Source organism: Algisphaera agarilytica (assembly GCF_014207595.1).
In the GTDB taxonomy this organism is placed as follows: domain Bacteria; phylum Planctomycetota; class Phycisphaerae; order Phycisphaerales; family Phycisphaeraceae; genus Algisphaera; species Algisphaera agarilytica.
Window position 1 is genome coordinate 3908131 of the sequence record NZ_JACHGY010000001.1, and the last position, 26663, is coordinate 3934793.

Annotated in this window: 25 protein-coding genes and 1 tRNA gene; 17 read left to right on the forward strand and 9 right to left on the reverse strand. The window is 64.0% G+C overall.

The features are described 5' to 3' along the window. Positions 1–162: 162 nt before the first annotated feature. The 6 genes from HNQ40_RS16950 (at position 163) to HNQ40_RS16975 (ending at position 5534) form a co-directional block, all read left to right on the forward strand. Entirely contained in the window at positions 163–753 is a 591-nt protein-coding gene (locus HNQ40_RS16950; protein ID WP_184679000.1) for a recombinase family protein, read from the forward strand. 98 nt (positions 754–851) lie between these two features. After that, complete coding sequence (locus tag HNQ40_RS16955) at positions 852–1220, forward strand: hypothetical protein (protein ID WP_184679001.1); 369 nt, start codon at positions 852–854, stop codon at positions 1218–1220. Positions 1221–1393: 173 nt separating this feature from the next. After that, a complete protein-coding gene (locus HNQ40_RS16960) occupies positions 1394–2638 on the forward strand; it encodes a hypothetical protein (RefSeq protein WP_221435603.1) in 1245 nt (414 codons plus the stop codon). A gap of 18 nt (positions 2639–2656) precedes the next feature. After that, positions 2657–3127, forward strand: a complete 471-nt coding sequence (locus HNQ40_RS16965; RefSeq protein WP_184679003.1) for a hypothetical protein — start codon at positions 2657–2659, stop codon at positions 3125–3127. A gap of 23 nt (positions 3128–3150) precedes the next feature. After that, positions 3151–3399 carry a hypothetical protein gene (locus tag HNQ40_RS16970; RefSeq protein WP_221435604.1) on the forward strand — a complete coding sequence of 83 codons (249 nt, stop codon included), beginning with the start codon at positions 3151–3153 and terminating at the stop codon, positions 3397–3399. 233 nt (positions 3400–3632) lie between these two features. Beyond that, on the forward strand, positions 3633–5534 hold the full coding sequence (locus tag HNQ40_RS16975) for a recombinase family protein (RefSeq protein ID WP_184679005.1): 1902 nt from the start codon (positions 3633–3635) through the stop codon (positions 5532–5534). 10 nt (positions 5535–5544) lie between these two features. On the opposite strand, the gene HNQ40_RS16980 is transcribed toward HNQ40_RS16975, so the two are convergent. Next, positions 5545–6264 carry a magnesium chelatase domain-containing protein gene (locus tag HNQ40_RS16980; protein WP_184679006.1) on the reverse strand — a complete coding sequence of 240 codons (720 nt, stop codon included), beginning with the start codon at positions 6262–6264 and terminating at the stop codon, positions 5545–5547. A gap of 246 nt (positions 6265–6510) precedes the next feature. Between HNQ40_RS16980 and HNQ40_RS16985 the strand changes: the two genes are divergently transcribed. Beyond that, entirely contained in the window at positions 6511–7737 is a 1227-nt protein-coding gene (locus HNQ40_RS16985) for a M57 family metalloprotease (protein WP_184679007.1), read from the forward strand. Between the two features lie 90 nt (positions 7738–7827). On the opposite strand, the gene HNQ40_RS16990 is transcribed toward HNQ40_RS16985, so the two are convergent. From HNQ40_RS16990 to HNQ40_RS17000, 3 genes are all read right to left on the reverse strand, one after another. Next, a tRNA-Asp gene (locus HNQ40_RS16990) sits at positions 7828–7901 on the reverse strand. 303 nt (positions 7902–8204) lie between these two features. Then, positions 8205–9638 carry a DEAD/DEAH box helicase gene (locus HNQ40_RS16995; protein ID WP_184679008.1) on the reverse strand — a complete coding sequence of 478 codons (1434 nt, stop codon included), beginning with the start codon at positions 9636–9638 and terminating at the stop codon, positions 8205–8207. Positions 9639–9752: 114 nt separating this feature from the next. Continuing rightward, positions 9753–10637, reverse strand: coding sequence for an OmpA/MotB family protein (locus HNQ40_RS17000; protein WP_184679009.1), 885 nt, complete (start codon positions 10635–10637; stop codon positions 9753–9755). A 168-nt stretch (positions 10638–10805) separates the two neighbouring features. Between HNQ40_RS17000 and HNQ40_RS17005 the strand changes: the two genes are divergently transcribed. Continuing rightward, positions 10806–12110 carry an amidohydrolase family protein gene (locus tag HNQ40_RS17005; protein WP_184679010.1) on the forward strand — a complete coding sequence of 435 codons (1305 nt, stop codon included), beginning with the start codon at positions 10806–10808 and terminating at the stop codon, positions 12108–12110. Between the two features lie 105 nt (positions 12111–12215). Continuing rightward, positions 12216–12587: a DUF5658 family protein gene (locus tag HNQ40_RS17010; RefSeq protein ID WP_184679011.1), complete on the forward strand. Its 372-nt coding sequence runs from the start codon at positions 12216–12218 to the stop codon at positions 12585–12587. A 111-nt stretch (positions 12588–12698) separates the two neighbouring features. On the opposite strand, the gene HNQ40_RS17015 is transcribed toward HNQ40_RS17010, so the two are convergent. Together HNQ40_RS17015 and HNQ40_RS17020 are read right to left on the reverse strand one after the other, a co-directional pair. Further along, positions 12699–14087, reverse strand: a complete 1389-nt coding sequence (locus HNQ40_RS17015; protein WP_184679012.1) for a radical SAM protein — start codon at positions 14085–14087, stop codon at positions 12699–12701. Between the two features lie 40 nt (positions 14088–14127). Next, positions 14128–15096 carry a hypothetical protein gene (locus HNQ40_RS17020; RefSeq protein WP_184679013.1) on the reverse strand — a complete coding sequence of 323 codons (969 nt, stop codon included), beginning with the start codon at positions 15094–15096 and terminating at the stop codon, positions 14128–14130. Positions 15097–15271: 175 nt separating this feature from the next. Here HNQ40_RS17020 and HNQ40_RS17025 point away from each other — a divergent pair, with 175 nt between their 5' ends. Beyond that, on the forward strand, positions 15272–16102 hold the full coding sequence (locus HNQ40_RS17025; protein WP_184679014.1) for a PEP-CTERM sorting domain-containing protein: 831 nt from the start codon (positions 15272–15274) through the stop codon (positions 16100–16102). A 147-nt stretch (positions 16103–16249) separates the two neighbouring features. On the opposite strand, the gene HNQ40_RS17030 is transcribed toward HNQ40_RS17025, so the two are convergent. Further along, positions 16250–17977, reverse strand: coding sequence for a glutamine--tRNA ligase/YqeY domain fusion protein (locus HNQ40_RS17030; protein WP_184679015.1), 1728 nt, complete (start codon positions 17975–17977; stop codon positions 16250–16252). Between the two features lie 126 nt (positions 17978–18103). Here HNQ40_RS17030 and HNQ40_RS17035 point away from each other — a divergent pair, with 126 nt between their 5' ends. From HNQ40_RS17035 to HNQ40_RS17055, 5 genes are all read left to right on the forward strand, one after another. Beyond that, positions 18104–19243 (forward strand): PEP-CTERM sorting domain-containing protein, encoded by a 1140-nt coding sequence (locus HNQ40_RS17035; RefSeq protein WP_184679016.1) that lies wholly within the window; start codon positions 18104–18106, stop codon positions 19241–19243. A 29-nt stretch (positions 19244–19272) separates the two neighbouring features. After that, positions 19273–20748 (forward strand): glutamate--tRNA ligase, encoded by a 1476-nt coding sequence (locus HNQ40_RS17040; protein ID WP_184679017.1) that lies wholly within the window; start codon positions 19273–19275, stop codon positions 20746–20748. A gap of 24 nt (positions 20749–20772) precedes the next feature. Continuing rightward, positions 20773–21195, forward strand: coding sequence for an EVE domain-containing protein (locus HNQ40_RS17045; protein ID WP_184679018.1), 423 nt, complete (start codon positions 20773–20775; stop codon positions 21193–21195). A 129-nt stretch (positions 21196–21324) separates the two neighbouring features. Then, positions 21325–22236: a PfkB family carbohydrate kinase gene (locus HNQ40_RS17050; protein WP_184679019.1), complete on the forward strand. Its 912-nt coding sequence runs from the start codon at positions 21325–21327 to the stop codon at positions 22234–22236. Positions 22237–22254: 18 nt separating this feature from the next. Then, positions 22255–23157: a PfkB family carbohydrate kinase gene (locus tag HNQ40_RS17055; RefSeq protein ID WP_184679020.1), complete on the forward strand. Its 903-nt coding sequence runs from the start codon at positions 22255–22257 to the stop codon at positions 23155–23157. 78 nt (positions 23158–23235) lie between these two features. Here the strand turns inward: HNQ40_RS17055 and HNQ40_RS17060 are convergent, their stop codons facing one another. Then, positions 23236–23556 carry a hypothetical protein gene (locus HNQ40_RS17060; RefSeq protein WP_184679021.1) on the reverse strand — a complete coding sequence of 107 codons (321 nt, stop codon included), beginning with the start codon at positions 23554–23556 and terminating at the stop codon, positions 23236–23238. 66 nt (positions 23557–23622) lie between these two features. On the opposite strand from HNQ40_RS17060, the gene HNQ40_RS17065 reads away from it, so the two are divergent. Further along, positions 23623–24915, forward strand: a complete 1293-nt coding sequence (locus tag HNQ40_RS17065; RefSeq protein WP_184679022.1) for a hypothetical protein — start codon at positions 23623–23625, stop codon at positions 24913–24915. 73 nt (positions 24916–24988) lie between these two features. Here HNQ40_RS17065 and HNQ40_RS17070 read toward each other — a convergent pair whose 3' ends face one another. Continuing rightward, entirely contained in the window at positions 24989–26104 is a 1116-nt protein-coding gene (locus HNQ40_RS17070; protein ID WP_184679023.1) for an acyltransferase, read from the reverse strand. Between the two features lie 114 nt (positions 26105–26218). Between HNQ40_RS17070 and HNQ40_RS17075 the strand changes: the two genes are divergently transcribed. Beyond that, entirely contained in the window at positions 26219–26497 is a 279-nt protein-coding gene (locus HNQ40_RS17075; protein ID WP_184679024.1) for a GNAT family N-acetyltransferase, read from the forward strand. Positions 26498–26663 lie beyond the last annotated feature (166 nt).

Sequence of the window (26663 nt, forward strand, 5' to 3'; positions counted from 1 at the left end):
ACCCCCTACCCCCGGCCCGCATACGCATACGGATTGAATGTACGTTTAGGGTGCGAGGCGATTAAGCCAAAAAAACGCCCCTAGAGCCGCCGCTGCGCCCTTACATCAAGTAACACCACACCCGTACCCTTACCGGCACACCCCTAACCACGAGGTAATGCCATGCAAAAGAAGGTTGCGGTTTATATCCGCGTGAGCACCACCGGGCAGAACGAAGCGGGCCAACGCGAGGCGATAACCGCGTGGCTCAAAAATCATGGTCACGACATACTCATGGTCACTTGGCACGTGGAACGCTACACAGGGACGACAACCACCCGTCCCGCGTTAGACCAACTACAGGCCGCCATCTTTAGGGGCGAGCACGAGATGGTGGTGACATGGCGTTTAGATCGCCTAAGCCGCAAACAGCGTGACGGAATCAACCTCCTTGCCAACTGGTGTGACGCGGGCGTACGCGTTGTTTCAATTAGCCAACAGCTTGACCTTAGCGGTGCGACCGGCCGCCTGATAGCCGGGGTGCTGTTTGCCGTGGCCGAGATGGAATTAGAGACGATGCGGGAGCGACAGAGGGTAGGAATTGAGGCAGCAAAGCAGCGAGGCGTATACCAAGGACGCGTACCCGGCACCACTAAGGCGAAGCCCACCCGTGCCGCCGAGCTACGCGACCGGGGGCTAACGCAGGAGGAGATTGCAACGGCTCTTGGCGTGAGCCGGACGACCGTAAATCGATACCTAAGAAAGGTTGGCTAGGGACTCTACACCCCATGCGACCTCCCGTAAGCTCGCGGCGATACCGCACCAATAGGCCGCCGATGCCCCAACGTTCGGGCATAGATAGGCAAATGATCATGCCCACCAAACGCAAAGACATCACTGCGACCTTCAAACCCATGTTTTGGGATGACCTAGATGGTCGCACCGGCACCGCCCCAAACATCCGCGACCGGTACATGACGCTAAAGGCGGACGCGGGGGCCGTGAGCCGCCAACGCGACATCCTTTGCCAGCGTGCGGTGTTTATGTGCGTGTGCCTCGAAACAATGGAGTGTGAGGCGGTGGCCACGGGCAAGTTCGACGCCGGGGTCTACACGCAGATGAGCAACGCTCTCCTCGGCTTACTCAAAGCCCTTGGCCTTGAACGCCACGTGAAGAAGGCGGGCGGCCTCAAGGACTACATCCGCGAGCGGCAGGCCGAAGCCGAGGAGGTAGCCGCGTGAACATCATCGAAGCCATCAAAGACCCGCAACTATTCCGGCATTGGCTTGCCCCGGATGGAAACCTCCGGAGTTGGCAACCGTGGCTTGCGGCATTGCGTTCGCTCTACCACATCCCAGGCAAAGGTAAACACGGTGCCCGCCTCGCCGCCCAGGCCACCGGGCATAGCCCGAGTGTGATTAACACATACGCCCCCTACGACGTGGGCCTATTCCTTACCGGCCGCCGCTCCGGCAAGAGCCGCATCGCCGCCGTGATTGCCGCGTATGAGGCCGTATTGGCGGGGCACCAAAAGAAGCTGGCCCCCGGCGAGGTTGGCGTGGTGCCGGTGCTGGCCCCCACCATGAAGCAGGGCCGGATCGTAAAAGGCTATCTCCGGGCGATCTTCGATCTACCCCTCCTACAGGGTGAGCTTGCAACCGAAACGGCCGAAGGCTTCACCCTACACGATGGTACGCGGATCGAGATCATGGCCGGTGATTACCGGAAGGTTCGTGGCTACACGCTCCTTGCCGCCATCATCGATGAAGCCGCGTTCTTCCAATATGAAGACACGGCGAAGGTGAACGACACGGAGTTGGTGCGTGCCCTACGGCCTAGCCTTGCCACCACGCAGGGGAAGTTGATTGCAATCACCAGCCCGTACGCACGGAAGGGTTGGTGTTGGTATGCCTACCGCACCTACCACGGAAGCCATGCCCGCACATGCTCGGCCGCCCTCATTTGGCAGGCCCCAAGTCGCACGATGAACCCCACCCTCCCGCAGAAGGTGGTGGATGATGCGTTGCGAGAAGACTACGCAGCGGCCAAGAGTGAATACCTCGCCGAGTTCCGCGACGACGTGGCCGCATACGTGGACCGCAGCGTGGTTGAAGCCGCCACCGACGCGGGAACACCCGAGCGATTGCCCCGGCCCCACACCGCCTACACCGCGTTTGCCGACCTGAGCGGGGGCCGCAACGACGACGCGGCGTTGGCCATCGCCCACAAGGAGGGTGAGCGGGTCATCATCGACTACGCCCGCCAGTGGCGGCCCCCGCACAACCCCACCACGGTTATTGAGGACATGGCCGCTGAGCTACGGCGTTACGGCATACGGCGTTGCACCGGCGACAACTACGCGGCCGAGTTTGTCGCCGGTGCGTTCCGTGCCAACGGCATCACCTACAAACGTGCCCCGCTTCCAAAGTCCGGGCTCTACATGGAATTTCTGCCCCGGCTCACCTCCGGCCTTATCACGCTGCCCGCCAACCCCGTGCTGGCCGAGCAGCTTTGCAACCTTGAGCGGCGAACCCGTGCGGGGGGCCGCGACATCATCGACCACCCCCCGGGCGGCCACGACGACCTGGCTAACGCCGTTGCGGGCGTAGCCACCACCGCCGCTACCCCGGCCCGCCTTGTTGGGGCGTTGGCCATCTAACCCCAATGGAGTCCCACCATGATCGAAGACCTGACACCCGGCCAACGAGTAGCCCGTTTTGACGCCCAGCATGGCCCCGGCGGCGAACGCGATGAGGCTTGGCTCTATTTCCCCGATGGTGCACGCCGCGAGCTGAACCCCATGGGTGCCCTGTGCGAGCCGCCCCGGGACGAAGCCGAGCGGTGCCGACTCATCGCCCATTACCACCGCACCATCGTCAACCGCCTTGTGCGGACGTTTGACGATAAGAAAACGCTCTACACGGAAAACGCCAGCCAGTACGACCATGAGGAGTGCATGGCGGAACTGAAAAGCCTGAAGGCCGAGATTACGACGGCCCGTGAGGCGTTGGCGGAAGCCGAGGAAGCCGAGCGGTATGCCCGCACCGGCCGCACCCGCGAGGAGGAGGCCCGCTACCAGCAGATGGAGGCGGACCACGCAGCGGAACGTGAGCGGCGACGCAAAGAACTCGAAGGGATCAACGTATGAACACTACCACTAGGAATATACCCATGATGTTTTACGACGACGGTTTGCCACTACCGGTTATGAACTTTGGTAACCCGGACCCACGCCCCCCGGCGTGCGGGGCGGATGATGTGGACGACATGCTGCAACTGCCGGTGATGAACTTTACCGGCAACGGCGACAAACGCCCCGACACGGGCGAGGTTGGCCAGCAGCACCAAAGCCCCCAGACCACCACGACAAACGCGGCACGCGGCAACGACGGGCTACTCCCGTTGCCGAGCACGCTGTAAGCACGAAGCCGGTGGCGGCATCCGGCACTTGTCCGCCTGGCCGCTCACTCCTTCCCCGGATCAATCACGGGGTCCACGGGCGGTACGCCGCCACCGGTTTTTTAGAACACCACCCCACGGGGTGGCGACGGCGTGGGTTTGATCCCCCACACCGGGCATGTAACCCCCTTGACCGCATGCTACGCCACCCCGTCTTTTAACCCATTGGTCAAGGGGGAAAGGTCGAGGGGCCCATGGCAACCGAGACAGAACCGACACGGGTGTATTCATACATTCGCTTCAGCACAGAAGCACAGGGCAAGGAAGGTCGTGATAGCGAACGCCGCCAGAACGAATGGCGTGACAGATTTATGGCGGCCCATCCCACGTACGTGTTGGACGACGAACTCAAGCTCCTAGATGATGCGTGTAGTGCCTACAAGGACGAACACCGGGGTAAGGATGGAAAACTAGGACAGTTCCTAGATCACGTTGAACATGGCCGCATCCCCACCGGCAGCATCTTGTTGGTTGAGAGCATCGACCGGCTGACACGGCTGGAGCCCTTTACCGCATTGGAGATGATTTGTTTTGGCCTATTAAAACACGGCATAACTATCCAGACGCAGATTGCTCGTTACGACCGTGAAGCAGCAACAAACGGCCAAATCCATGGCCTTATCGCCGAGATCACCCGTGCCTACCAAGAGTCGAAGCATAAGAGTGAGCGGGTTCGAGCGGCGTTTGATAACAAATTTAAGAAGGCACGCACATGCGGTAAGAAAGTGACTGCTCGCTGTCCAGCATGGCTATGGCTAGACAAGGAGACCGATGAGTTTGTAGAGGTACCCGGTGCAAGGGAGACAATCCAACGCATTTACCAAATGAAACTGGACGGGCTTAGCCAACACAAAATTGAGAAGACGCTTAACGCCAAAATCGGTGGGGCAACATGGCAGCGGCCGAAGGGGTGGGGAGTTGGCTATATACGGAAGATTTGGAGCAACCCTGCCGTCATTGGCGAGTTACAACGTTACCGCCGTGGGGCGGATGGCAAACGACGCCCCGTGGAGGCACCGATCCCGGGTTACTTTCCCGTCATCGTTGATCCGGACACCTTCTATGCCGTTCAGTCTCAGCTTGCCGGCAACCGAGGCAAGGGAGGTCGGAATGGGAAGAAGTGGAATGTATTCACACACATCATCAAGTGCGGGTATTGCAGTGGGGCTATGTATTACAAGCCTCCCCACGCAAGAGACGCCGCTAGGCTGAAATGCAGTAACGCCAAACGCGGCCTTGGGTGTGTTGCGGGAACTGTACGGTATGCGGAGGTTGTGGATGTATTGTTGCGGGGATGCGTGTACCTAGACCCGGCCCAAGTGCTGCCCGCCGCCGATGAACACGCGGCGAAGGCTGCGGCACTACGGAAGCAGCGGGATGGCGAACTGGCGGAATTGCAGGGTATAAAACAAAGACGAAAAAACTTCCTAGATCAACTGGGCCGTACGAACTGCCCCGAGACGCGTGATGATTACCAACGGATGCGGGCAACCCTGGCGGAGCGTGCAAACGAACTAGAAGACACCACGGCAGAGGTGATGCGGCAGCTAGTGAAGCTGGAAAACGGAACAAAAAACATGCGGTGTTGGCAGCGTGGAGTGGCCGACTTGATCGACGCCATCGAAGACGACGAAGCGGCAGACATGCGGGCCAAACTATCCGCCCACCTCCGAACGTTTATTGACTGCATCGAGGTGTTCCCCCACGGCTTCCCCAAGGTGGCGGAGCCCGCGACTCACTGCCAAATAGAACGGGGTGAGCCGGTGCCGGGCAAGCGTGGGCGACGGCGACGTGTTCCCGCGAAGCGGTGGTGGGACGCGGATGTCGACACCATAATCGAAACGCTGGATGCGGCATACGACGACACGCTCGGCCCCAGGCCAACGAATAAACGGTGGGCCAAATTTGAGCGTTATGTATTGGACCGCCGGATGAGCAAAGAGGGCCGCTTCTACCGCGTGCACTTCAAAACCGGTGAGCGGGTGGACCTAGTGCCGCCGGGTGGGCTAGCCACCGGATATACCACGGTAGGCAAGACGGTAGAAAAAACGCTGCCAAACATCGCGGGGCTGTGGAAGGACTTTAATGAGGCGTGATGTCATTTGGTTAAATTAGCGCCAATAGCATGAGGTTGTGCCCGCCCGCCGCCGCGATGGTCAGCGCCCGCTTCACCGCCTCCTGCCCGCGCACATCCGCGAAGTCGATCGCGGCGTTTGCACGTGCGAGTTCATGCTCGACCGCCACCGGCCCCAAAGGCTCGATGTCGAACGTCCCGTTCAGAAACCCCACCACGCTCGACAACGCATCCACCGGGTACACCTCGATCCCGTCCACCGCCCGCGCTTCCTCGGCGTTGTCCACCGGCACAACCACGCCTTCCACGCCCAGCTTCTTCGCCAGGATCGCGAGGTTGATGACCCCATTGATCGGCCGAACACGCCCGTCCAACGCCAGCTCCCCGGCGAACAACAGCCGCTTGTGACGCTGGGTCTGCACCACCTGTGCCGCGAGCAGCAACCCCACCGCAATCGGCAGGTCATACACCGGCCCCGACTTGGCGATGTCCGCCGGCGCAAGATTCACCAACAACCGCGCCATCGGAAACGGGTACCCCGAATTCACGATCGCCGACCGCACCCGCTCGATGGATTCTTTCACCGCGGTGTCGGGCAGCCCGACGATCGTGGTCTTGGGAAAGCCACTCTCAGCGACATCCACCTCGACCTCGCACGCCAGCGGGTCGATCCCCTGCAACACAAAACTATGAACCTGAGCCAACATCGCGCAGACCTGCCTGAAAACGGTCGGCCCCGCGTTCCCAGACACCCCCGGAAACGCCCCCGGCCGATCGGAAAAGAATTGTCATTAAACACCATACTCAGTGCCACGGCTTCACGCACGGAAAAAGAGGTGCGCCCCTTCGGTTGGGGGCACGAATGGGGAGAGAATTCCTCATCGGTACAGGGGTGTTTGCCCCGATGAAACCTTGTCATGCGTCATGGATCGCGTTAGCTTGGGGCATCGATAGTTTCAGTACGGGGATCGATCGAATCTGGAGGAAAGATGTACATGATGGCTAAAGGTTTACGGGGCGGTGCGTTGGCGTTGGTTGGCGGACTGCTCGGGATCGGTGTCGGCGTGCCCTCGGCTCAGGGGGCCGTGGTGTTCAGCCTGAATCGGGACGGCTCGTCGGCGGACGGCGTGCTGGACGACGGCTCGCGGTGGAACGCGGTCCAAACCAACTTCGTGCGCAACGGCACCACGCTTGAGCGGTCGCTGGCGGGCGGCCTCCGGTACTCGCTCCAGGGCGGCTCTTACGCGGCGTACCGCGACTTGTTTTCGTGGCGCATCACGCCGTCGACCCAGGCGTTTACCGACGCGGTGGATCGGGCGTTCAATGCCTGGACCAAAGTCGACCCCGTATCGGGCTTCGGCACCCAGCTCTCGTTTCAGGCCGACCTGAACACCGCGGTCGACGACGGTGTGGACAACTACGTGCGGCTGGGTTCAGAGATCGACCTGTTCGGCAAGAACATCGGCACCGGCCAACGAGGCCAGGCCTACTTCAACTCGATCTCGCTCAACCAGGGATTGACCCTCACCTCCGGCACGACCGGCTACGGCGGCTTCGCGATCGCCGGGGCGGACGTCGACATGAACACCAACGTGACGTGGTGGTCCTTGTCCGACTTCGAGGTCATCCTCACCCACGAGATCGGCCACGCCATCGGGCTCGGCGACGTCGACTTCCCGGGAAGCAACGGCTTCATCGACAACAACTACGACCCGAACAACCCCACCGCCACGCTCACCGACAGCTGGGCGGACCTCGTCAACCCGCTGAACCCCGCCGACTCGGCCGGGCTCTCGCTCTACACCGTGCCCAACAGCAGCCAGGGCGTGGACGCCCCCGGCGTGGACATCTTGATGGAGAGCAACATCCCCTCGGTCTTCTTCAGCCAGGGCTACGCCGAGCTACAAAACGACGACTTCGGCGGCCGCCAGTTCCTCTACCCCGAGCTCGAGCGTGCCCTGATCCTCGCCGGCGACTACAACGGCAACGGGGTGGTGGACGCGGCGGACTACACGGTGTGGCAGGACAGCTTCGGCTCGACGATCGCCCTCGACGCGGATGGCAACGGCAACGGCATCGTGGATGCCGCTGACTACACCGTCTGGCAAGACAACTTCGGAGCCATCGCCGGCACCGGCACACTCTCGATCATCCCCGAGCCTGCGACGGGATTGGCTATGCTCGGTTTGCTCGGGTTTCGTCGTCCTTCGCGGCGTGGGGCCTGAGCCGATCGGCGAGCGCTCGCTCTTTCATCGACCCCAAAATATGTCCAACAAAAAACCCCGTTGACTTGCGTCAGCGGGGTCTTCTGTAAGCGAGGGTGACGGGGCTCGAACCCGCAACCTTCGGATCGACAGTCCGATGCTCTAACCAATTGAGCTACACCCCCTAGGGGGAACGTCGGCTGAAAACGAGGTCGTTTCAGCGAACGTGCCCGGCTTGCTTAGGGCCGGGCCACATAGAGTAGCTAAGCCCCGCCGCATGTCAAACGGCCGGGTTGCATGTTCGGGATAACAGCATTTAGCGCCGTTTAGGGAGAGACGGCTGCGGGTTTTACTCCCTCTCCCGCCGGGAGAGGGTTGGGGTGAGGGCACACGGTGTCGCGATAGGCCCGACACCAATGTGGATTCGCGTTCCCCCTCCGACGGGTTCCACCCGCCACCTCCCCCGGTGGGGGAGGGGTTATAAACAGCTATCCAGACTTCGGGCCGCGCCGCCGGGGTTTACCGCCGCCGGAATTGCCCCCCGAACGGCCGCCGGGTTTGCCTTTGCCCTTGCCGCGTCCGCCGCCGGAGCCGCCTTGGGCAGCGCCTTGGCCGGGCTTGCCGCGGGGTTGGAAGCGGCGTTTGGGTTTCTTGCTGGATTTGGACAACTTGGCCTGTCCTTGAACACCACCGCCGCCTCGCCGAGGCTTGCCTTGGCCCTGGTTCTGGCCGCGCTGCTGACGCTTGGGGGATGGCGTGTCATCGGGCAGCTTCGCGGCTTCACCCTCGGGGATGTCATCCGGGAAGTCGGTCAGCACCGGCAGCTTCATCTTGATGGTCCGCTGCACCGCGGTCAGGTTGGCCCGCTCGAGCTTGTCGCAGAACGCGATCGCCATGCCCGAGGCCCCGGCCCGAGCCGTGCGACCGATGCGGTGCACGTACGACTCGGGGTCGTCCGGCAAGTCGTAATTGAACACGTGCGACACGTTGTCGACGTCGATCCCGCGGGAGGCGATGTCGGTCGCGACGAGAACATGGCACTGCCCGGACTTGAAACGTTCGAGGCTGCGGAGGCGGGCGTTCTGGGTTTTGTTGCCGTGGATCGCCTCGGCGGGGAATTTGAACTTCTTCAGACGACGTACGAGCTTGTCCGCCCCGTACTTGGTGCGGGTGAACACGATGGCCCGCGAGACCGAGTGCTTGCCCAGGAGGTGCGCGAGCATCTGCGGCTTGTGGCCCTTGTCGACGAAGTACACCGCCTGCTCGACCCGGTCGGCCGTGGTGGACTGCGGGGCGGTGCTGATCTTCACCGGGTTGCGCAGCAAATCGTTGGCGAGCTTCTCGATCGCGGGCGGCATCGTCGCGGAGAACAGCAGCGTCTGGCGGTCCTTGGGCACCTTCTTGTTGATCTTGCGGATGTCGGGGATGAATCCCATGTCGAGCATCCGGTCGGCCTCGTCGAGGATGAACGTCTGCACCCGCGACAGGTCGACGTGGCCCTGCTCCATCAGGTCGATCAGTCGGCCGGGCGTGGCGATGATCAGGTCGACGCCGCGGTTGAGCTTGGTGATCTGCGGGTTCTGGTTCACACCGCCGTAGACGAGCACGCTGGCGAGGTCGATTCGCTGGCCGTAGTCCTGGAAGCTCTGGGCGATCTGCCCGGCCAACTCGCGGGTCGGCGCGAGCACGAGGCAGCGTGGCAATCGCTTGCCGGACGGGCGTTTCTCGGTGTGCATGCGGTGGAGCGTGGGCAGGGCAAACGCGGCGGTTTTGCCGGTGCCGGTCTGGGCGCAGCCGAGCACATCACGCCCCTCGAGCGTGTGGGGGATCGTCTGGGCCTGGATCGGCGAGGCGGTGACGTAACCGCAGTCGGCGACGGCCTGGAGGATCGGTTCGGCAAGGGGGAGTTGGGCGAAGTCCATCGGGTGGGATTCAGTATCCGTTGGCGGGGTGAGTCGAAAAAAAGACCCGCGTGGGTCGCACGCGGGTGGTGGGGCGGGGTTGTCGGGCGGCGCGTCGGGCCGCCGGGCCGAGCCCTATTTGTAGAGCTCGGGGCCTTCGTCGGCGGGCTTGGGCGACTTCATCGGTACGACGGTGTCTGCCGGGGCGAGCGTGTTGCTCGGCGCGGCTTCGGCGGCGGGAGCGGCTTCGGCCTCGGCTTCATCGCCGGGCATGGCGACGAGGTAGATCTCGACACGGCGGTTGGCTTCCGAGCCACGCGGGCCGTTGGGCTCAACCGGGCGGAACTCGCCGTAGCCGGCCACGCTCATGCGCGACTCGGGGATGCCGGCCGAGCGGAAGCCCTTCATGACCGCGACGGCGCGGGCGGTGGACAGGCCCCAGTTGTCGCCGAACTGCTGCTTCACGAAAGCGTTCTTGATCGGCACGTTGTCGGTGTGGCCCACGACACGCACTTCGTACTGCGAAGCGACCGGCGAGCTGAGCACCTGAGCGAGCCGTTCCACGATCGGGGCGGCTTGTTCACGCAGTTCTGCTTTACCGGAGCCGAAGGTCACGTCGCTGCGGAAGCGGATCGCGCCGGTCTTCTCGTTGTAGCTCATCAGGTCGGGGTTGGCCTCGGCCAGGCGAGCCAGTTCGTCGGCCAGTTCCACGGGGATCGGGGTGGTGCCGGCACGGGAGAGCTGGTCCTTGAGCTTGGCCACGGCGGCTTCCAACGCGGCACGGTCGGCCAGGGCGTCGGCGAGCTGGGCCTGGAGGTCGGCGTTGGGGTTCTTCGCGCCGCGGAGCAGCTCGATCTGGCGGTCCTTGTCTTCGAGCTGGGCCTGGAGGTCGAGGATCTGTTCTTGAGCCACGCGGTACTGGGCGCGGTAGTTGGCGACCGCACTGTCGCTCACGCACCCGATGGAGAAGAGGGCGGGCAGAGCGATCGCGAGCGCGGAGAGGGTCAGGCGAGATTTCATATTCGTGGGTCCCTGTTGAGATCTGCAAAAAGCGCACCGTTGTGCAATCTTTGCAGTTTAACACGGTCGCCGTGCGGGCGTGTCCGGGGGGAGGCTTTTTATGAAGCCGTGGGCGGTTATCGGCGGGCGATGCCGGAGTGCTATGCTAGATCGAGTGAGATATCCGCGATGAACCGTTCTGAACCCGAGCCCTCTGGCAGCCCTTTCGAAGATGTCACGCTGATCCGTGCGGGAGCCATCGCGGGTTTCGATGCATCCGCGACCATCGTTTCAACCATACCGGAAGCGTTCCCAGAGGCCCACCGCCGAGCCGCGAACGCACGTCCCGCAGCGATCTTGGTGTCCGCGGGCCGGGTGGCGATCGCCGGCGAACCGAATGTCATTTGCGGGTTTGCAGGCGACAGGCCACCCCGGGTGATCGATCTGCCGGACCGGTTGGTCATGCCGGGGTTCATCAATGTCCACGCCCACCTCGAGCTGACCTCGATCGGTCCGCAGCCCTACGGCGGAGACTTCGTGGGCTGGGTGGCGATGTTGCGGGAGCATTGGCCGGGCGAGGGCGAGGCGTTCGCGAAGTCGCCCGACCCGGAATGGTTTGCCGCGGCGGCCGCCCTGGGTGCCGAGCAGTCGCGGGCGGCGGGCGTGCAGGCGATCGGTGACATCACCCGGTTCGACGCGGTAGCCGAGGCCCGGCGGGCCGGGGGGCTCGACGGCGTGAGTTTCATCGAGCTCTTCGGGATGGGAACGCCCTGGGACGCCGAGGCGCTGGCCCGTCTGGGTGAGCCCGCCGACGGTTTTCAGCCGCACGCGCCGTACTCCGCGGGCCCGGCATTGTTCGACGCGGCGTGTGCCTCGGGTCGGCCGGTGAGCTGCCACCTCGCCGAGACACACGACGAGCGGCGTTTCATTGCCGAGGGGGACGGCCCGTTTCTGGATTTGCTCCAGTCATTGGGCAAGTGGTCGCCCGACTTTGCATCGCGGTACGGCGACGGCCTGTCGCCCGTGCGTTGGATGGAGCCGTATCTGCGGCGGGCGCCGTGGCTGCTTGCGCACTGCAACTACGTCAGCGACGACGACATCGCGCTGCTCGCCGAGACGGGGGCGTCGGTCGCCTACTGCCCGATCGCCAGCGAATACTTCGGTCACGACAACCACCGCTACCGCGAAATGCTCGACGCCGGCGTGAACGTCTGCCTCGGCACGGACTCGATCGTGTGCCAGCCGGCCAACGAACCGCAACCGCTCGGCATCCTGCCGCAGATGCGTCGGCTGTATCAACGCGACCAAACCGATCCGGCGTTGTTGCTGCGCATGGCGACGGCCCACGGCCGACAGGCATTGCAACTCGACGGCAAGCTGACCTGTCTCGCCACCGCGCCGTTTGATCCCGACGACGAAACCGATGCGTTGACGCAGGTGTTGCAACGCCAAGACCCTGTCCAAGCGTTGGCGCTGAATGAATTTTCCAGCTGAGAACCGCGTTTGGATTTTCCTTCCTCGGCCCGATCGGCGTGGATAGAATTGTGTGAGAGAGGGTTGTTACTTCCGCCGCGCGTTCTTGCCGTGAAGGATTCAACCATGACCCACGAGTTGCCTCGCCTTTCCCCCATAACCGCTGCCGCGTCTCACCCGGCCCGAGGCAATGTCCACTTCCCGTACGCGTATCTCGCGCTCGTCTTCGTCTCGGCACTCGACCTGATCCTGACCTACATCATCCTGCTCATGGGCGGGTACGAAGTGAACCCGATCGCCAACGCGGTTCTGCAGAGCCCGGCCGACTTCCACGGGCTCATCCTGTACAAGTTTGTGATCGTGGTGAGCGTGGTGCTGATCTGTGAGTACATCAGCCGGCACGCCAACCACGCCGGGCGTCGCCTGGCCGTGTGGGCGGTGGCGATCAGTGCGTTCCCGGTGGTGTGGTCAACGCTGCTGTTGATCGATCAATTCTGAATCGTGCTGCCGGTGTTTAGCGGGCGGCACGCAGTGCCCCGCTTTATTTGTCATGTAAGTGGGACGCTTCGCGTCTTCCGCTAAACGGTTTTGGCGTCTTTCAAGTTGTGGTTATTCACCGAACAGGCCGAGCTGCCCGTCGAGGTTGGGGCGGCGGAAGTGTTTGCGGGCGATGGGGCGGATGTCGCGGTTGAGTCCGTACTTTCTGCAGTAGACGTCGAAGACGCGCTTGAGGTGCTCGACGTGGACGCCCGCGCCGCGTCGGCGGTCGTGGGCGGGGCGTTGGGGGATGCCGGACTTGCCGACGAAGTGCATCGCCGGGCGTTGGGATTGGGTGCCGAGGGTGACGCCGCCGTCGCGGGATTCCTGTGAGGCGGCACGCGGGTTCGCCACCATCTTGCCGGTGTGGTCGTCGAGTTTGTTCCGCTTGGCCATGGGGCCGGTGTCGTACAGCTTGCCGCCGCGGGCCTGGCGGATGAGCGATTCCACGTGCTTGGCCCGCTCGGGGTGGACGTTGCGTTGCAGCCAATCCAGGAACAACGCCTTGAGCTGGTAGGGCAGCCGCAGCAGCACCCACGCCACCCGCTTGGCCCCCGCGTCGGCGATCGCCTCGAGCAGCCGGGGCAGCTCCGTGTCGGTCAGCCCGGGGATCACCGGCGCGATGTTCACGCTCACCGGCACGCCCGCCTCGGTCAGCTTCTGGATCACCCGCAGCCGTGCGGTCGGCGGTGAGGCCCGCGGCTCAAGCCGTGTCGCCAACTCATCGTCGAGCGTGACCAGCGTCACCGTGACGCGTCCCACGTTGCGCTCGCCCAGCTTCTGCCAAAGGTCCAGGTCGCGCAGCACCAGGGTGTTCTTGGTCATCGTCGACACCGGCTGCATGCAGTCGGCCATCACCTCCAGGCACCCGCGTGCGATCTTCAGTTCCTTTTCGATCGGCTGATAGATATCCGTAATCGCCGACATCACGATCGGCTCGCCCGGCCAGTCCTTGCGGGCGAGCTCACGTTTGAGCAGGTCCGGCGCGTCGTGCTTGGCCATGATCTTGGTTTCGAAGTCCAGCCCCATCGAGAAGCCCAGGTACTCGTGGTACGGCCGGGCGAAGCAGTAGATGCAGCCGTGCTCGCAGCCGCGGTACGGGTTCACCGTCCAGTCGAACGGCACGTCCGACGTCTGCTTCACGCGGTTGATGATCGCCTGGGTCTTGTCGGGGAAGATCTGCAGCGGCACCCGCACCGCCTGGTCCTGAGCGTCCGCCGCGTTGCCCGGGTTGGTGGGGCGGATTACCGAGTGGCGGTTGTCGCTGGGCCCGGCCCGCTCGGCTTCCTGCGCGTCGGCCTCACGCTCGGCCCGCTGCGCATCGATCGCGTCGCCGAGCACGTGCACGTTGTGTTTCTCGAACCGGTTGCCCGGATTCAGGCCCGCGCCACGCCGGTGGGCGGGGCCGTCGGGCAGAGCATCGCGGTAGTCCGGTTCCCGCTCGGGGTCGCTTCCTTGCATACCGTACAAAATACAAACATATTTTGCAGCGTCAAGGGGTTTATTCGGCCGCGGCGGCGACGTCCAAAGCCGCCGTATCAGTGGGCTCGGCCTGACCCGTGAAGGTGAACGTCACCGCGGCACGCTGCCAGTCCGCCCCGGCGTTGCGGAGCGATTCGAGGTTGGCGTCGGCGAAGCCGGGGTGCTTCTGGATGGTGCGGATGTAGTCGGGTACCAGGCCGGCATCGGGGACGACGAGGGTGAACGTGCCGTCGAAGGATTGGGCGCGTTCGCCGTTGCCGGTGCGAGCGATCGACAGCTTCACCGGCTTGGCCGAGCCGGGCATCAGCGAGGTCAGCTCGGCGATCGGTTGCGACCACGATGCGTCCGCCCCGAGTTGTTCAAGGGTCTGGCTCTTGCCACGCAACTCAGCCTCGATCATCGAGACCGCGAGTTCGAGCTCTTCGTTGCGCAGGTCGGCGACGTTCATCTCCGCGAGGGCGGTGAGTCCGGTCGGGCGATCGAGGAGGATGCCGACTTTGAGCTGAGCGACCACGCGGTTGCGCAGCGTGTGCAGTTCGACTTCCCGGAGGATTAGGCGGCGGGGCGACGCTTCGATCGCCTGCAGCCAACCCACGACATCGGCCCACTCGCCCTCGGCCTGCATCATCGCGGGGCGGACCGCGACGCCTTGGCGTTCGATCACGACCTCGGGCATGACGCGCGTCAGTTCCAGGCCCGACCCGGCGGCGGAGGTGCGCAGCCAGTTGAGCCCCGCCTCGCCGTCGTGGCCGGGCCACATGCGTTCGGCGAAGAAGTCGAGCGCGGTGAGCCGCATCGACAAGCGTTGCTGTTGTTCCTGGTGTCGGGCCTGTTCGGGGCTAACCTCCGGCGGGGCGACGGCGGGTTGCACGGCGGAGGTGGCCGGGTCCGTCTGGCTGGATTCGGCGGGCGATTGGGAAGACGGATCGCACCCCACGGCCGCCACGGTCAGCGCGGCGAGGGTGAGGCGAGCGGCAATCGTACGCATGTCGAGAGCTCCGGAGGGCAAAGTGAAACAAAAGGCCTTAATCGTGCTATCGGCCGATGCCGATCGCCGGTGAGGCGGGGGAAATTGTTTTCTTGGCTTCGGCGGCTGGGCGCGTTAATTTGTGCGGGTCAAGGGACCTGACACGTCTAACCCATGTCGCAGAGGAGAGGGGATCATGAAATCGAAAAGAATCCGTAAGGCCATGACTTTGGCTTTGGGCCTGTCCGCATCGGCCGCGTCGGCCCAGATCACCGACCTGACCACCTGGTCGCTGGTTGAAGACCCCTCCCACCCGCTCATGAACGGCTCGGTCACGACGGGCGCGGCCACGCTCACCGCGGGCAACGGCGTGATCCCCATCGCCACCGACATCGGCTACGCCAGCGTCAACGGCCAGGACGTCGCCACCTCGACCTCCGGCTTCTACTTCGACCCCGGCAGCGACTTCGTGGCCGCGGTCGACTACGACCTGTCGTTCGCATCCTCGCCGATGCCTTCGGGCGGCCTCGCGGTCGGCTTCGGCGTCGGGGAAGACATCGACGGCACCGACTCGGCGGGTTTCACCGCACTGATCCAGAAGAGCGGCACCAGCACCTTCGGCTCGCTGGTCACCGCCGCACGAACCGACGATAACCCCGCGGGCGGAACGATCCTCAGCTTCACCCCCATCGCCACCGGCAGCATGTTTGTCGCCTACGTCGCCAGCACCGGCTCGATCACCGCCAGCTTCTCCGCCACCCCCGGGACCAACACCCCCGGCAGCGGCGCCGCAGCGTCCACCTTCATCGGGCTGCAAAACAATTGGGACAATCAGGGGCTCTTGCTCTCGTTCTTCCTCCGCAGCCAGAACCTCTCCGGGCAGCCCGCGTGGACCGCCGGCGACGCGACCGCGGTGTTCTCCAACCTCCGCGTGCTCTCGGGCACACCGATCGAGGTCCCCGAGCCGACCACGGCCATGTTGCTGGTTGCGGCTGGGGCGGGCCTTCTGCGTCGGCGACGAGGATAAGCACAGCGCGTCACGATTGCGTTCGGGTGGCCGGGGCTGACGCTCGGGGAAGCCCCGGAGGTGCGGGTGTTGCGTAAGTCTTTTATCACTCGTTCCGGGGCAACGAAGACTCTGCCCCGGCCACACTCACCCCGCATCCCTCACGTCTCACCCCTTCTTCTGCTGCTTCGCCCAGGTGTCGCGCAGCGTCACGGTGCGGTTGAACACCGGCTGACCGTCGGTGTTGGTCGCTTCGGTGTCCCGCACGAAGTACGCGTTGCGCTCAAACTGCAGCGGCGTCCCCGGCTGATCGTCCGCCAAGGCGGGCTCGGCCTTCGCGGTCACGACCTTCAGCGACTCGGGATTGATGTTGGTCAGCCAATCCTGGCCTTCCTCAACATCCTCGGGGTCTTCTTTCGTGAACAGGTGTTCATACAGCCGGAGCTCGGCGTCGATCGCGTGGGCCTGGCTAACCCAGTGGATCGTGCCCTTGACCTTACGCACGTTGCCTTCTTCGTCCGGCGGCGGGTCCTCGCCGCCGCGGGTGTCGGGGTCGTAGGTGCACAGCAGCTCGGTCACGTTGCCGTCGGCGTCGGTGATCGCTTCGTTGCACTTGATCCAGTACGCCCAGCGCAGACGCACCTCGCGCCCCTCGGTGAGGCGGAAGAACTTGCGGTTCGCGTTGGGCTTGTAGTCGTCACGCTCGATGTATAGGTGCTTGGAGAACGGCACCTGACGCGTGCCATCCGCTTCGTTCTCCGGGTTGTTCTGGGCGTCGAACATCTCGACCTGATCATCCGGGTAGTTCGTGATGGTCACCTTGATCGGGTCGGCCACGGCCATGCGCCGCTGGGCGAACGCATTGAGGTCCGACCGCAGCACGTTCTCCAGCTTGGCGAACTCGATGTTATTCTCCCGCTTGGCCACACCCGCCTCGTCCCAGAACCGGCGGATCGCAGCAGGCGTGTAGCCCCGGCGACGCATGCCGCGGATCGTCGGCATCCGCGGGTCGTCCCAGCCGGTGACATGGCCGTCGGTGATCAGCTGCAGGAGCTTGCGCTTGCTGGTGATCATGTAGGTGATGTTGCCGCGGGCGAACTCGATCTGCCGGGTCTTGTGGGCGACGCCTTCGGGGTGGCCCGAGACCTCGGCGATCTTGTCGATGAACCATTCGTACAGCTCGCGGTTGTTCTTAAACTCCAGCGAGCAGAGCGAGTGGGTGATGCCTTCGATCCAGTCGGACTGGCCGTGGGCCCAGTCGTACATGGGGTAGATGCACCAGGCGTCGCCCGTGCGGGGGTGGGACTGCTTGAGGATGCGGTACATCGCCGGGTCGCGCATCACGATGTTGGGCGAGGCCATGTCGACCTTGGCGCGGAGGACGCGTGAGCCCTCGTCGAATTCGCCCGCCTTCATCCGGGCCAGCAGGTCCAGCGATTCCTCGGCGGGGCGGTCACGGAACGGCGAGTTCGTGCCGGGCGTATTCAGCGTCCCGCGGTTCTCCCGGATCTCGTCGGCCGTCTGATCGTCGACGTACGCATAGCCCGCTTTCACCAGCGCGACCGCCCAGTCGTAGAGCTGATCGAAGTAGTCCGAGGCGTGGCAGAGGTTCGCCCAGTCAAAACCTAACCACTGCACATCTTCCTTGATCGAGTCGATGTACTCCTGCTCTTCCTTGGCGGGGTTGGTGTCATCGAGCCGGAGGTTGCACTGCCCCTCGAACTGGTCCGCCAGGCCGAACACGATGCAGATCGCCTTGGCGTGGCCGATGTGCAGGTAGCCGTTGGGCTCGGGGGGGAAGCGGGTGTGGACGTGGCCGACCTTGCCGGCCGCGAGGTCGGCTTCGATCTCTTGAACAATAAAATGGGAGGGCTGGGTTGAGTTGGTCTCAGACATGCTCGGGATTTTAGAAGAGTTCGCGGGGAATTGTTGGATGCATCCAGCCCAGCGTGTATGGTGTTCATTCTGAGCAAACGCCCGGCAATTCCACGGGATCTTTTTTGTTGTTTCCAGAGGGCTGAGATGAGTGTGCTTTCAATCGTGTTCCGGGCTTCCGCAGTGGCTTGTGCGCTGAGCCTGTCGTTTTCAAGCATCGGCCAAACCTTCACTCTCGATCTCGACGGGGTGAGCCTCTACGCCGGAGGCACGCTGGATCTCGGTAGTTTCGCCTCGGTCGAGGGCGGCGCGGTCGTCGCGGTAGGCGATGTCACCGGCTCCCTAGACGTGGATTCGATCTACGGCGAGGGTGCCCTTACCAGCGATGGGTTCGACAACTCCCGCGGCGAGATCTTCTTCAACGGATCGATCTCGGGCGTCGGCGGCCCGGGCTCGGTCCTCGACGGCCCGGTGACCAGCGCGACGGGCAGCATCACCATCGGCGGCAGCACCACGGTCAACGGCGACGTCTCTGCCGGGGGCAACTTCAGCCAGACGTTCTCGTTCGGCGTGATCAACGGCAACGTCGCGGCGGGCGGAGACGTCGCGGTCGATGGCACCGTAAACGGCAACGTCACGCACGGCGGCACGCTGACGCTCGGGACCTTTGCCGACGTGACGGGCACGACAGCGCCCGGCGGCCCGGTCACCCCCACGCCGTTCGCCGCCCCGGACCTGGCCCCGAGCAGCGGGTTGTCGGCGGGCATCGTCGATATCAACCTCACTACGTTCGAAGACATCACGCTCGCGCCCGGCACGTACGGCAGCCTTAATTTCGATTCGGGCAACACCGTCAGTCTGAGCGCCGGCACCTACGTCTTTGCCGACATCGTCTCGAGCTTTAACCTCAACGAGCTCGCCTTCGACACCAGCGGGGGCGAGATCTTCATCAACATCGATTCTATGGACACGACCCTGGACCTGATTCAGAGCATCAATGGCGTCGACCTGTTTACGGGTTTGATGCCCGACCCGGCGCTGGCCGAGCTGATCACGCTGGAGGCCGAAGGGTCGCTCACGCTGAACAGCGATTTCTACGGCACGGTGCTTGTGCCCGACGGCGACCTGGAGCTCGGCACCTTTTCTGAGCTCACCGGCCGGGCCCTGGTGGGCGGGGACGTGACTCTGGGGAACTCGACCGCCATCCTCGCGGTGCCCGAGCCGTCGTCGGCGCTGCTGGTCCTCGGGGCGCTTGGCGTCGTGGCCCGCCGGCGGGCCCGACGCTGATTCCGCAGGGCGGTACAATCGCCCGCCCCATGAGCGACCCAACTCAAAACGTCATCACGCGATTCGCCCCCTCGCCCACCGGCGAGCTCCACATCGGCGGGGCCCGCACCGCGCTCTTCGCCTGGGCCTACGCCAAGCGCCACGGCGGGAGCTTCCTCCTGCGTTTCGAGGACACCGACCAGAAACGATCCTCCAAGCAGGCCGAGCAGAACATCCTCCGCGACCTCGAATGGCTCGGACTGCGCGGCGACAACCACGATGCGATCCCCCGTCAATCCGAACGGCTGGACCTCTACAACACCGCCCTCGACAAGCTCAAAGCTGCGGGCCTGACCTACGAGGACGACGGCGCGGTCCGCTTCCGCATGGACAAGCCCGTCGCGTTCGACGACGCAGTGTTTGGCCACATCGCGGTGGAAGAAAAAGACCTCGAAGACTTCGTCATCCAGAAGGCGGACGGCTTCCCGACGTTCCACCTCGCCGTGGTGGTCGATGATGCCGACATGGGCGTGACCCACGTCATCCGTGGCCAGGAACACCTGAGCAACACCACCAAGCACGCGGCGCTCTACGACGCCCTCGGCGAGCCTCGGCCCGTTTGGTGCCACACGCCGAGCATCATGAACCCCGATGGGTCGAAGATGTCGAAGCGGGACAAGGCCAAGCTCGCCCGGCAAGCCGCCAAGCAGAACGCGTGGCCCACGCCCGAATCGATCGACGCCTCGCGGTTCGATGCGTTCATGGGCAAGGACAACGACGACCTGGACATCGCCACCGCGATCGCGGAGGCGAATGGCCTGGAGCTCCCCGAGATCTACGTCGATGACTTCCGCCGCAGCGGCTACACCGTGCCGGTGCTGCTGAACTACCTCGCCCTGCTCGGTTGGAACCCCGGCAACGACCTCGAACGGTTCGACCTCCACTACCTCTGCGAGCACTTCGACTTCGACCGTATCGGCAAGAGCAATTCCAAATTCGACCGCGACAAGCTCGCCGCGTTCAGCCAGGACACGTTCCTGCAGATGCCCGAGGACGAGTGGATCGCCACGCTCAAGGCCCACTTCGAGGCGTATTTCCCGAACTACATCGAAAAATTGGGTGATGGCTTCGGCGTCTTCGCGATGGCCTACAAAGAACGCAGCAAGACCCTCAGCGACCCGGCCGAGCTCGGCAAGTTTTTCGTTGAAGCGCCGGCCGCGTACGTACCCAAGGCGGTGAAGAAGAACCTCACCAAGAACGAAGGCGAGGGCCTAAAATCCCTTGCGAAGGTGCGTGAGACACTGGCCGCGTTGCCCGAATGGAAGGCCGAGCCGATCCACGCGTCGCTGGATGAGCTCTGGCAGACGTTGGAGCTGAAGAACATGGGCGGCGTCGCCCAGCCGCTGCGGGTCGCCCTCACCGGCAACGCCGTCTCCCCCGAGATCGGCCCGACCCTTGAAATCCTCGGCCGCGACGAAACGTTGCAACGCATTGACAACTGCCTCGCCGCTCACCCAAGCCCCTAACCCCCAACTCCCAAGCCCTCACCCATGAACTACTGGCTCTACAAATCCGAACCCGGCAACTGGTCGTGGGACGACCAGATGGCCGCCCCGAAGAAGACCACCGAGTGGGACGGCGTCCGCAACTACCAGGCCAACAACAACATGAAGGCCATGAAGAAGGGCGACCGCGGCTTCTTCTACCACTCGGTCAAAGAAAAGACCATCGTCGGCGTCGTCGAGGTCGTCAAAGAACACGAGCCCGACCCCACCGACAAAACCGGCAAAGGCTTCGGCATGGTCACCCTCAAAGCCGTGGGCCCCATGCCCGAGCCCGTCAACCTCGCCCAGATCAAAGAAGAGCCCAAGCTCGAATCGATGGTGCTCGTCAACAACTCCCGCCTCAGTGTCCAACCCGTGACTGCGTCGGAGTGGAAGCACATTTGCAAGATGGGGAAGTTTAAGAGTTGAGGCGCTAGGGATTAGGCGCTAGGCGTTAGGCTCCGACACCTGACCTAGCGCCTAATCCCTAGCGCCGAGCGCCTCGAACCCTTTTCCGCTTACGACCAACCCCAATACCTCACCACCCCGAGAACCCCCATGTCCCTCATCGTCACCGGCAGCATCGGCATCGACACCATCCACACGCCCACCGGCCAGGCGCCCGACGTGCTCGGCGGCAGCGCGATCTATTTCGCCGCCGCCGCGAGCTTCCACGGCCCGGTCCGCCTCGTCGGCGCCGTCGGCGACGACTTCCCCGATGAACTCGAGAAGCCGTTCCACCACTTCGATATCGATCTCGCGGGCCTCGAGAAACGCCAGGGCTCCAAGACCTTCCGCTGGACGGGCAAATACCTCGAGAACATGAACGACCGCGAGACGCTCAGCGTCGACCTGAACGTCCTGGCAGAGGACCTGCCGCCCGTGCCGGAGGCGTTCAAGAACAGCGAATACCTGTTCCTGGCCAACACCCACCCCGGCGGCCAACTCGCGCTGCTGGAGCAGTTCCCCGCGGCGAAGCTGACGGTGGCCGACACGATGGACCTGTGGATCGAGACCGAGCCCGACCTGCTCAAGACGCTGCTCGGCAAGATCGACGGCCTGGTGCTGAACGACAGCGAAGCCCACCTGCTCACCGGCGAGACCAACATCGTCAAGGCCGGCGAAGCGGTGCTCGCGCTCGGCCCCAAGTTCGTCGTCATCAAGAAGGGCGAGCACGGCGCGTTCCTGCTCCACGCCGACGGCGCGGTGGCGTTGCCCGCCTACCCCGCGAAGGACGTCATCGATCCCACCGGCGCGGGCGACACCTTCGGCGGCGGCATGATGGGCTACCTCGCGGCCTCAGGCGGCGATACGTCGCTGAGCAGCCTGAAGAAAGCCATGGCGGCCGGTACCGTGGTGGCGAGCTACAACATCGAGTCGTTCAGCCTCGGCAAGCTCATGGAGATCGGCAAGAGTGATCTTGAGCTGCGCCACAGCGAGTTCGCCGCGATGCTCGACGTCAGCGAGTAATTCCGCGACACTGCGGTCATGAGTTTTCCTGGTGTTTTGATCAACGCGACGCTGTGCATCGATACCGTCGAGGTGCCGGGACGAGGAAAGGTCGTTGACATCCTCGGCGGGGCGGCAGCCTACTTCGCCGCCGCAGCGCGGTTCTACGGCCCGGTGCGCATCCTCGGCTCGGTCGGCAGCGACTACCCCGATGAGCTCTGGCAACAGCTCCAAGCCATGGGGCTCGACCTCTCGGGGGTGGAGCGACGCGCCGGTGAGACCCTGCGCTGGCACGGCTCGTACCACGCCGACCTGAAGAACCGCGACACGCTGGTGGTCCACGAAGACCTCGCGGTCGAAGCGATCCCGCCGCTACCCGACGCGTGGCGTGACACGGCCTACGTCTGCTCCGGCGTGACCCAACCCACCAATCAGCTCACGCTGCAAAGCCAATTCCCGGATGCCCTCCTGATCGTCCTCGACACGATCGACCTGTACGTCCGTGAGCACCGCCCCAAGCTGCTCGAAGCCATCGCCGGGGCGCACGGCCTGGTCATCAACGACTGGGAAGCCACCCAACTCACCGGCGAAGCCGACGCGACGGAGGCGGCCCAAAAACTCCTCGGCCTCGGCCCACGCTTTGCGATCGTCAAACGCGGCGAGTTCGGCGCGGTCCTGGCTCACTCCGAAGGGGTCTGGCATTGCCCTGCCTACCCCGTGAAAGACCTCGTTGACCCCACCGGCGCGGGCGATTCGTTCCTCGGCGGGTTCCTGGGTTATATGGCCGAGCAGAACGCCGATGCGGAGGATTTCACGGCCATCCAACAAGCGATGCGTCACGGCACCGCCGCCGCGAGTTTCACCATTGAGGATTTCAGCTTGCGGCGTTTGGCAGATTTAACGCGTGAGCAGATCGATGAACGCGTTGCGGCGCTGACGTGATACCGATGGATACGTAGGTCAGGCATGCTTGCCTGACATGAGCGACAAAAATCATGGCGTCAGGCAAGCATGCCTGACCTACAGGAGTGGCGCTTGCTTGTGGTTTTCTTGAATCCCATGCGGAAATTTCTTAACAGTTCCGTACCCCGCGTCGTATATTGAATTAGACAATTCGATTTGCTGCGTGTTGAAGGGATCACTCGCATCTATTTGCCATTCTTGTTTTGATCTCCATTTTTCTGATCCTTTCCTTCCTGCGGGATTTGCTTTTTTGTTTCGTGGGCCAGCGACGCTGAGCAGGTGTTCTGCTTGGCGGTTGTGACGGTTGTGGACTGAGCCTGTTCTGCTCGGCACGGTGGTGGTGTTGAGTGTGGGGCGGGTTGATTCGGCCGTCTTCACGGTGTGGTGCTTTGCACGGCAGCGGTCAGCTGTCGCGTGGGCCAAATACGAAAGGTCAGGTGTCGGATGAACGCGGAATGGGCGATAGCGGACGGCAATGCGGAGACGGTGGATCTGGCGGTGACGAACGAAGCGGAAACGCAGCGACCGAAATCCACGGGCATCATCGAGACGTTGACACGTCGGTTTAACCTGCGGCCGACAGACGAAGGGGCGCACCCTTGGTTTCTGCTGAGCGGGTTGTTCATGGTCGTTGGCTGCGTGTTGCTGAACGCGGCGGCGCACCAGCGGCAGGACGAGATCGGCCCAGTGCTGCTGATCCTGGCGGTGGTGACGGTGTACGAGGTCGCGGTGCTGGGCATCGGCTGCCGGTTCGTCGGCAAGGGGCGACGCAGCGGCGAGCCGAGGACGGCCCGGGAAGGGCACCAGTTGCTGGGCTTGCTCGTCGTGATGACCGCAGACCTGACGTTTGTCTTCAACGAGTTGTCGGTGGCGGACCTGGGGATCGGCACGACGCTGGCGGGGTTGGCTCTGGTTTGGGGGCTAACCAAGATCGGCATCGCGACGCGGGTCGCGGGCCTGCGGCTGGGCGGCACGGCGTGGGCGGTGGTCGTGGTGAGCCTGGGCCTAACGTTCGGCGCAGCGCTGGTTGCCCGCGCGGTCGGCGGGACGGGGCGGCTGCCCGAATGGTTCGGGCACGCGGTATGGTGGCCCGCGGCGGGGCTGCTAGCCGCGGGGCTGTGGGCGTTTAGCGATCCACGCGGCGCGGAGCGGGCGGCGGGTTTGCATTGGCTGCGCGGACTGATCCTGCTCGTGCCAATGACCTCGGCGTTGATGCACGTGTTGGCGTTGCACTGGATGTATCACTTCGAACTGGAGCCGGCCTATCTCTCGCCGGTGCTGCTGGGCCTGAGCGTGGTGATCATGCTGCGGGTGGACCGCAGTGCGCCCAAGACGCGACGCCTGGCGGAGTTCTGCGGGTTGATCGGCGCGGTGACCGCGATGTCGAGCCGGGACGTGTGGCGGCTCGAGCTGGGCGGGTTGGACCCGATCGCGTTCACGCCGTTCCGGGTGTGGTTAGCGGCGGCGGTGGTGGGGTATGCGGTGGTGTGGTGGCGGCAGCGGACGCTGGGTTTGCTGCTGGTTTGGCCGTTGCTCGGCGGGGCGGCGCTGATGGGACATAACCTCGGGATGATTCTCGACCGTGTCACGGGGATGTTCGAGCAGGTCTGGCGTGCGATGCGTTGGCTGGCCCCGAAGACGCTGTGGGCGTGGGGCACAATCGTGGTCGGCATGGCGTTTGTGATGCTGGGCATCGGCGCGTGGACGAGTTCTCGGCGCGGCGGGACGCAGCCTTGAACTCGGGATCAGTAGGTCAGGTCTTCGACCTGACGCCTGCCCAAGCGAAACCACGTCAGGTCGAAGACCTGACCTACAGCACCTGCTTGGCCTTGGTCCGTCGCAGGAGCATCACGAGCAGGGCGGTGAGGAGCCAGATCACCGCGAGTTTGCCGAAGCGGTTGTGCATGACGATGCCGACGGGAAAGAGGACTTTCCAGGCGGCGGTTTCGTAGAGGGCGCCCAGGAGTTGGCCGAAGCGTGAGCCGACCCAGCCGTGCAGCAGGTAGATGCCCATGGTGAGGATGGCGATGCGCATCAACCAGGCGGGTGTCTTGCCGGTGACCTGTACCGCGAGGGCGACGGCGAGGAACGCGAAGGCCTGACGCCACCACTGCCAGATCGCGTGGCCGTGGATGATCGGGTTGTCGAAACACTTCCAGACGTAGTACAGCCCGAACATCGCCAACGCCCCGGCGAGCAGCCATTGGCGCGGCGCGGGGTTGCTTCGGCCCTCGGGGGTAACTGACAGGCTGAGCGTTCGGCCGAGCGCGATCCCCAGGAAGACCGACGCCGTGCCGAACAGCCACGACTTGCGGACCGTCCAGCCGTAGAGCGCGGCACGCTCGGCGTAGTCGTCGCTGCCCATGGTCATGCCGCCGTAGACCGTCGTGGCTTGGTCGTACATCGCTCCGGTCAGCACGATGCAGCCGGTCGCCAGCGCGATCGAAACCGCGATGATTACGCCCGTCGGCACGCGACGCAGCGGAGCCAGCAAGCCCAGCACCGCCAACTCCGCGACAAAGATGAACGGCAGGAACCAGAGGTGCATGCTCGTTCCGCCGAGGATCATCCACGGGTAAAACAACCCTTCAACCGATTTCTCCGGGTCCAGCCCCGCCCAGAACACGCGGTTGAGCCCGAAGAAGACCGTCCACACCACCCACGGCCAGAGCACCCGCGCCGCCCGCTTCCGCGCCGCCTCCGGCAACTCGCCCCAGCCCGGCAGCTCGGGCTTGCGCACCCCCAACGCCACCGCCACGATGATGAACACCGGCAGCCCCATGCCCCAGAGCAGGTAGTGTTTGGTCACGTGGATCGACACGATGTCCATCATCGCCACGATCCGCAGCGCATCGAGCAGCGGGTAGCGCGGCGAAGGCTTGGCCGAGGCGCTCGGCGCGCAGTCAGTTTGTGGTCCACGTCCCATCAGGCGGGCCATTGTGGCAAAACCTCACGCCTCGTGTGCCGCTTCGTGCATATATTTTCTTAGCTTCGATAAGAACCGCCTTGGGAGAACCGGAGCCCGCGAGGAGCAGCCACGATGGACCCCTATCACGAACCCGAACGCCAACGATTCGTCTTGCCGCTGGAGCCCGAGCCCGCGATCGTGGACTACTGCCCGGTCGGCGGGGGCGTGGTGTCGTTTGACCGGGTCTACGTGCCGCCGGCCCACCGCGGCACCGCGGCGTCGCGGACCATCCTGGCTTTTGCTTTTGACCATGCTCGGGAAGCGGGGTGGAAGATTCGACCGACGTGTCCCTACATCGCCGACCGTTATGTGCCTCGGCATCCGGAGCTGCAGGACCTGATCGAGAAGTAAGAACGTGTCCGGGAAGCCATGGCCTTGGTTCCCTCTCCCTTTGGGAGAGGGTTAGGGTGAGGGCGTTTGGGACTCTCGTATGCCTGCGTAAGCGCAGATCCCTCCGGACTCGCGTTCCCTCACCCCAGCCCTCTCCCGGAGGGAGAGGGAGTAAAGCCAGCCTTCA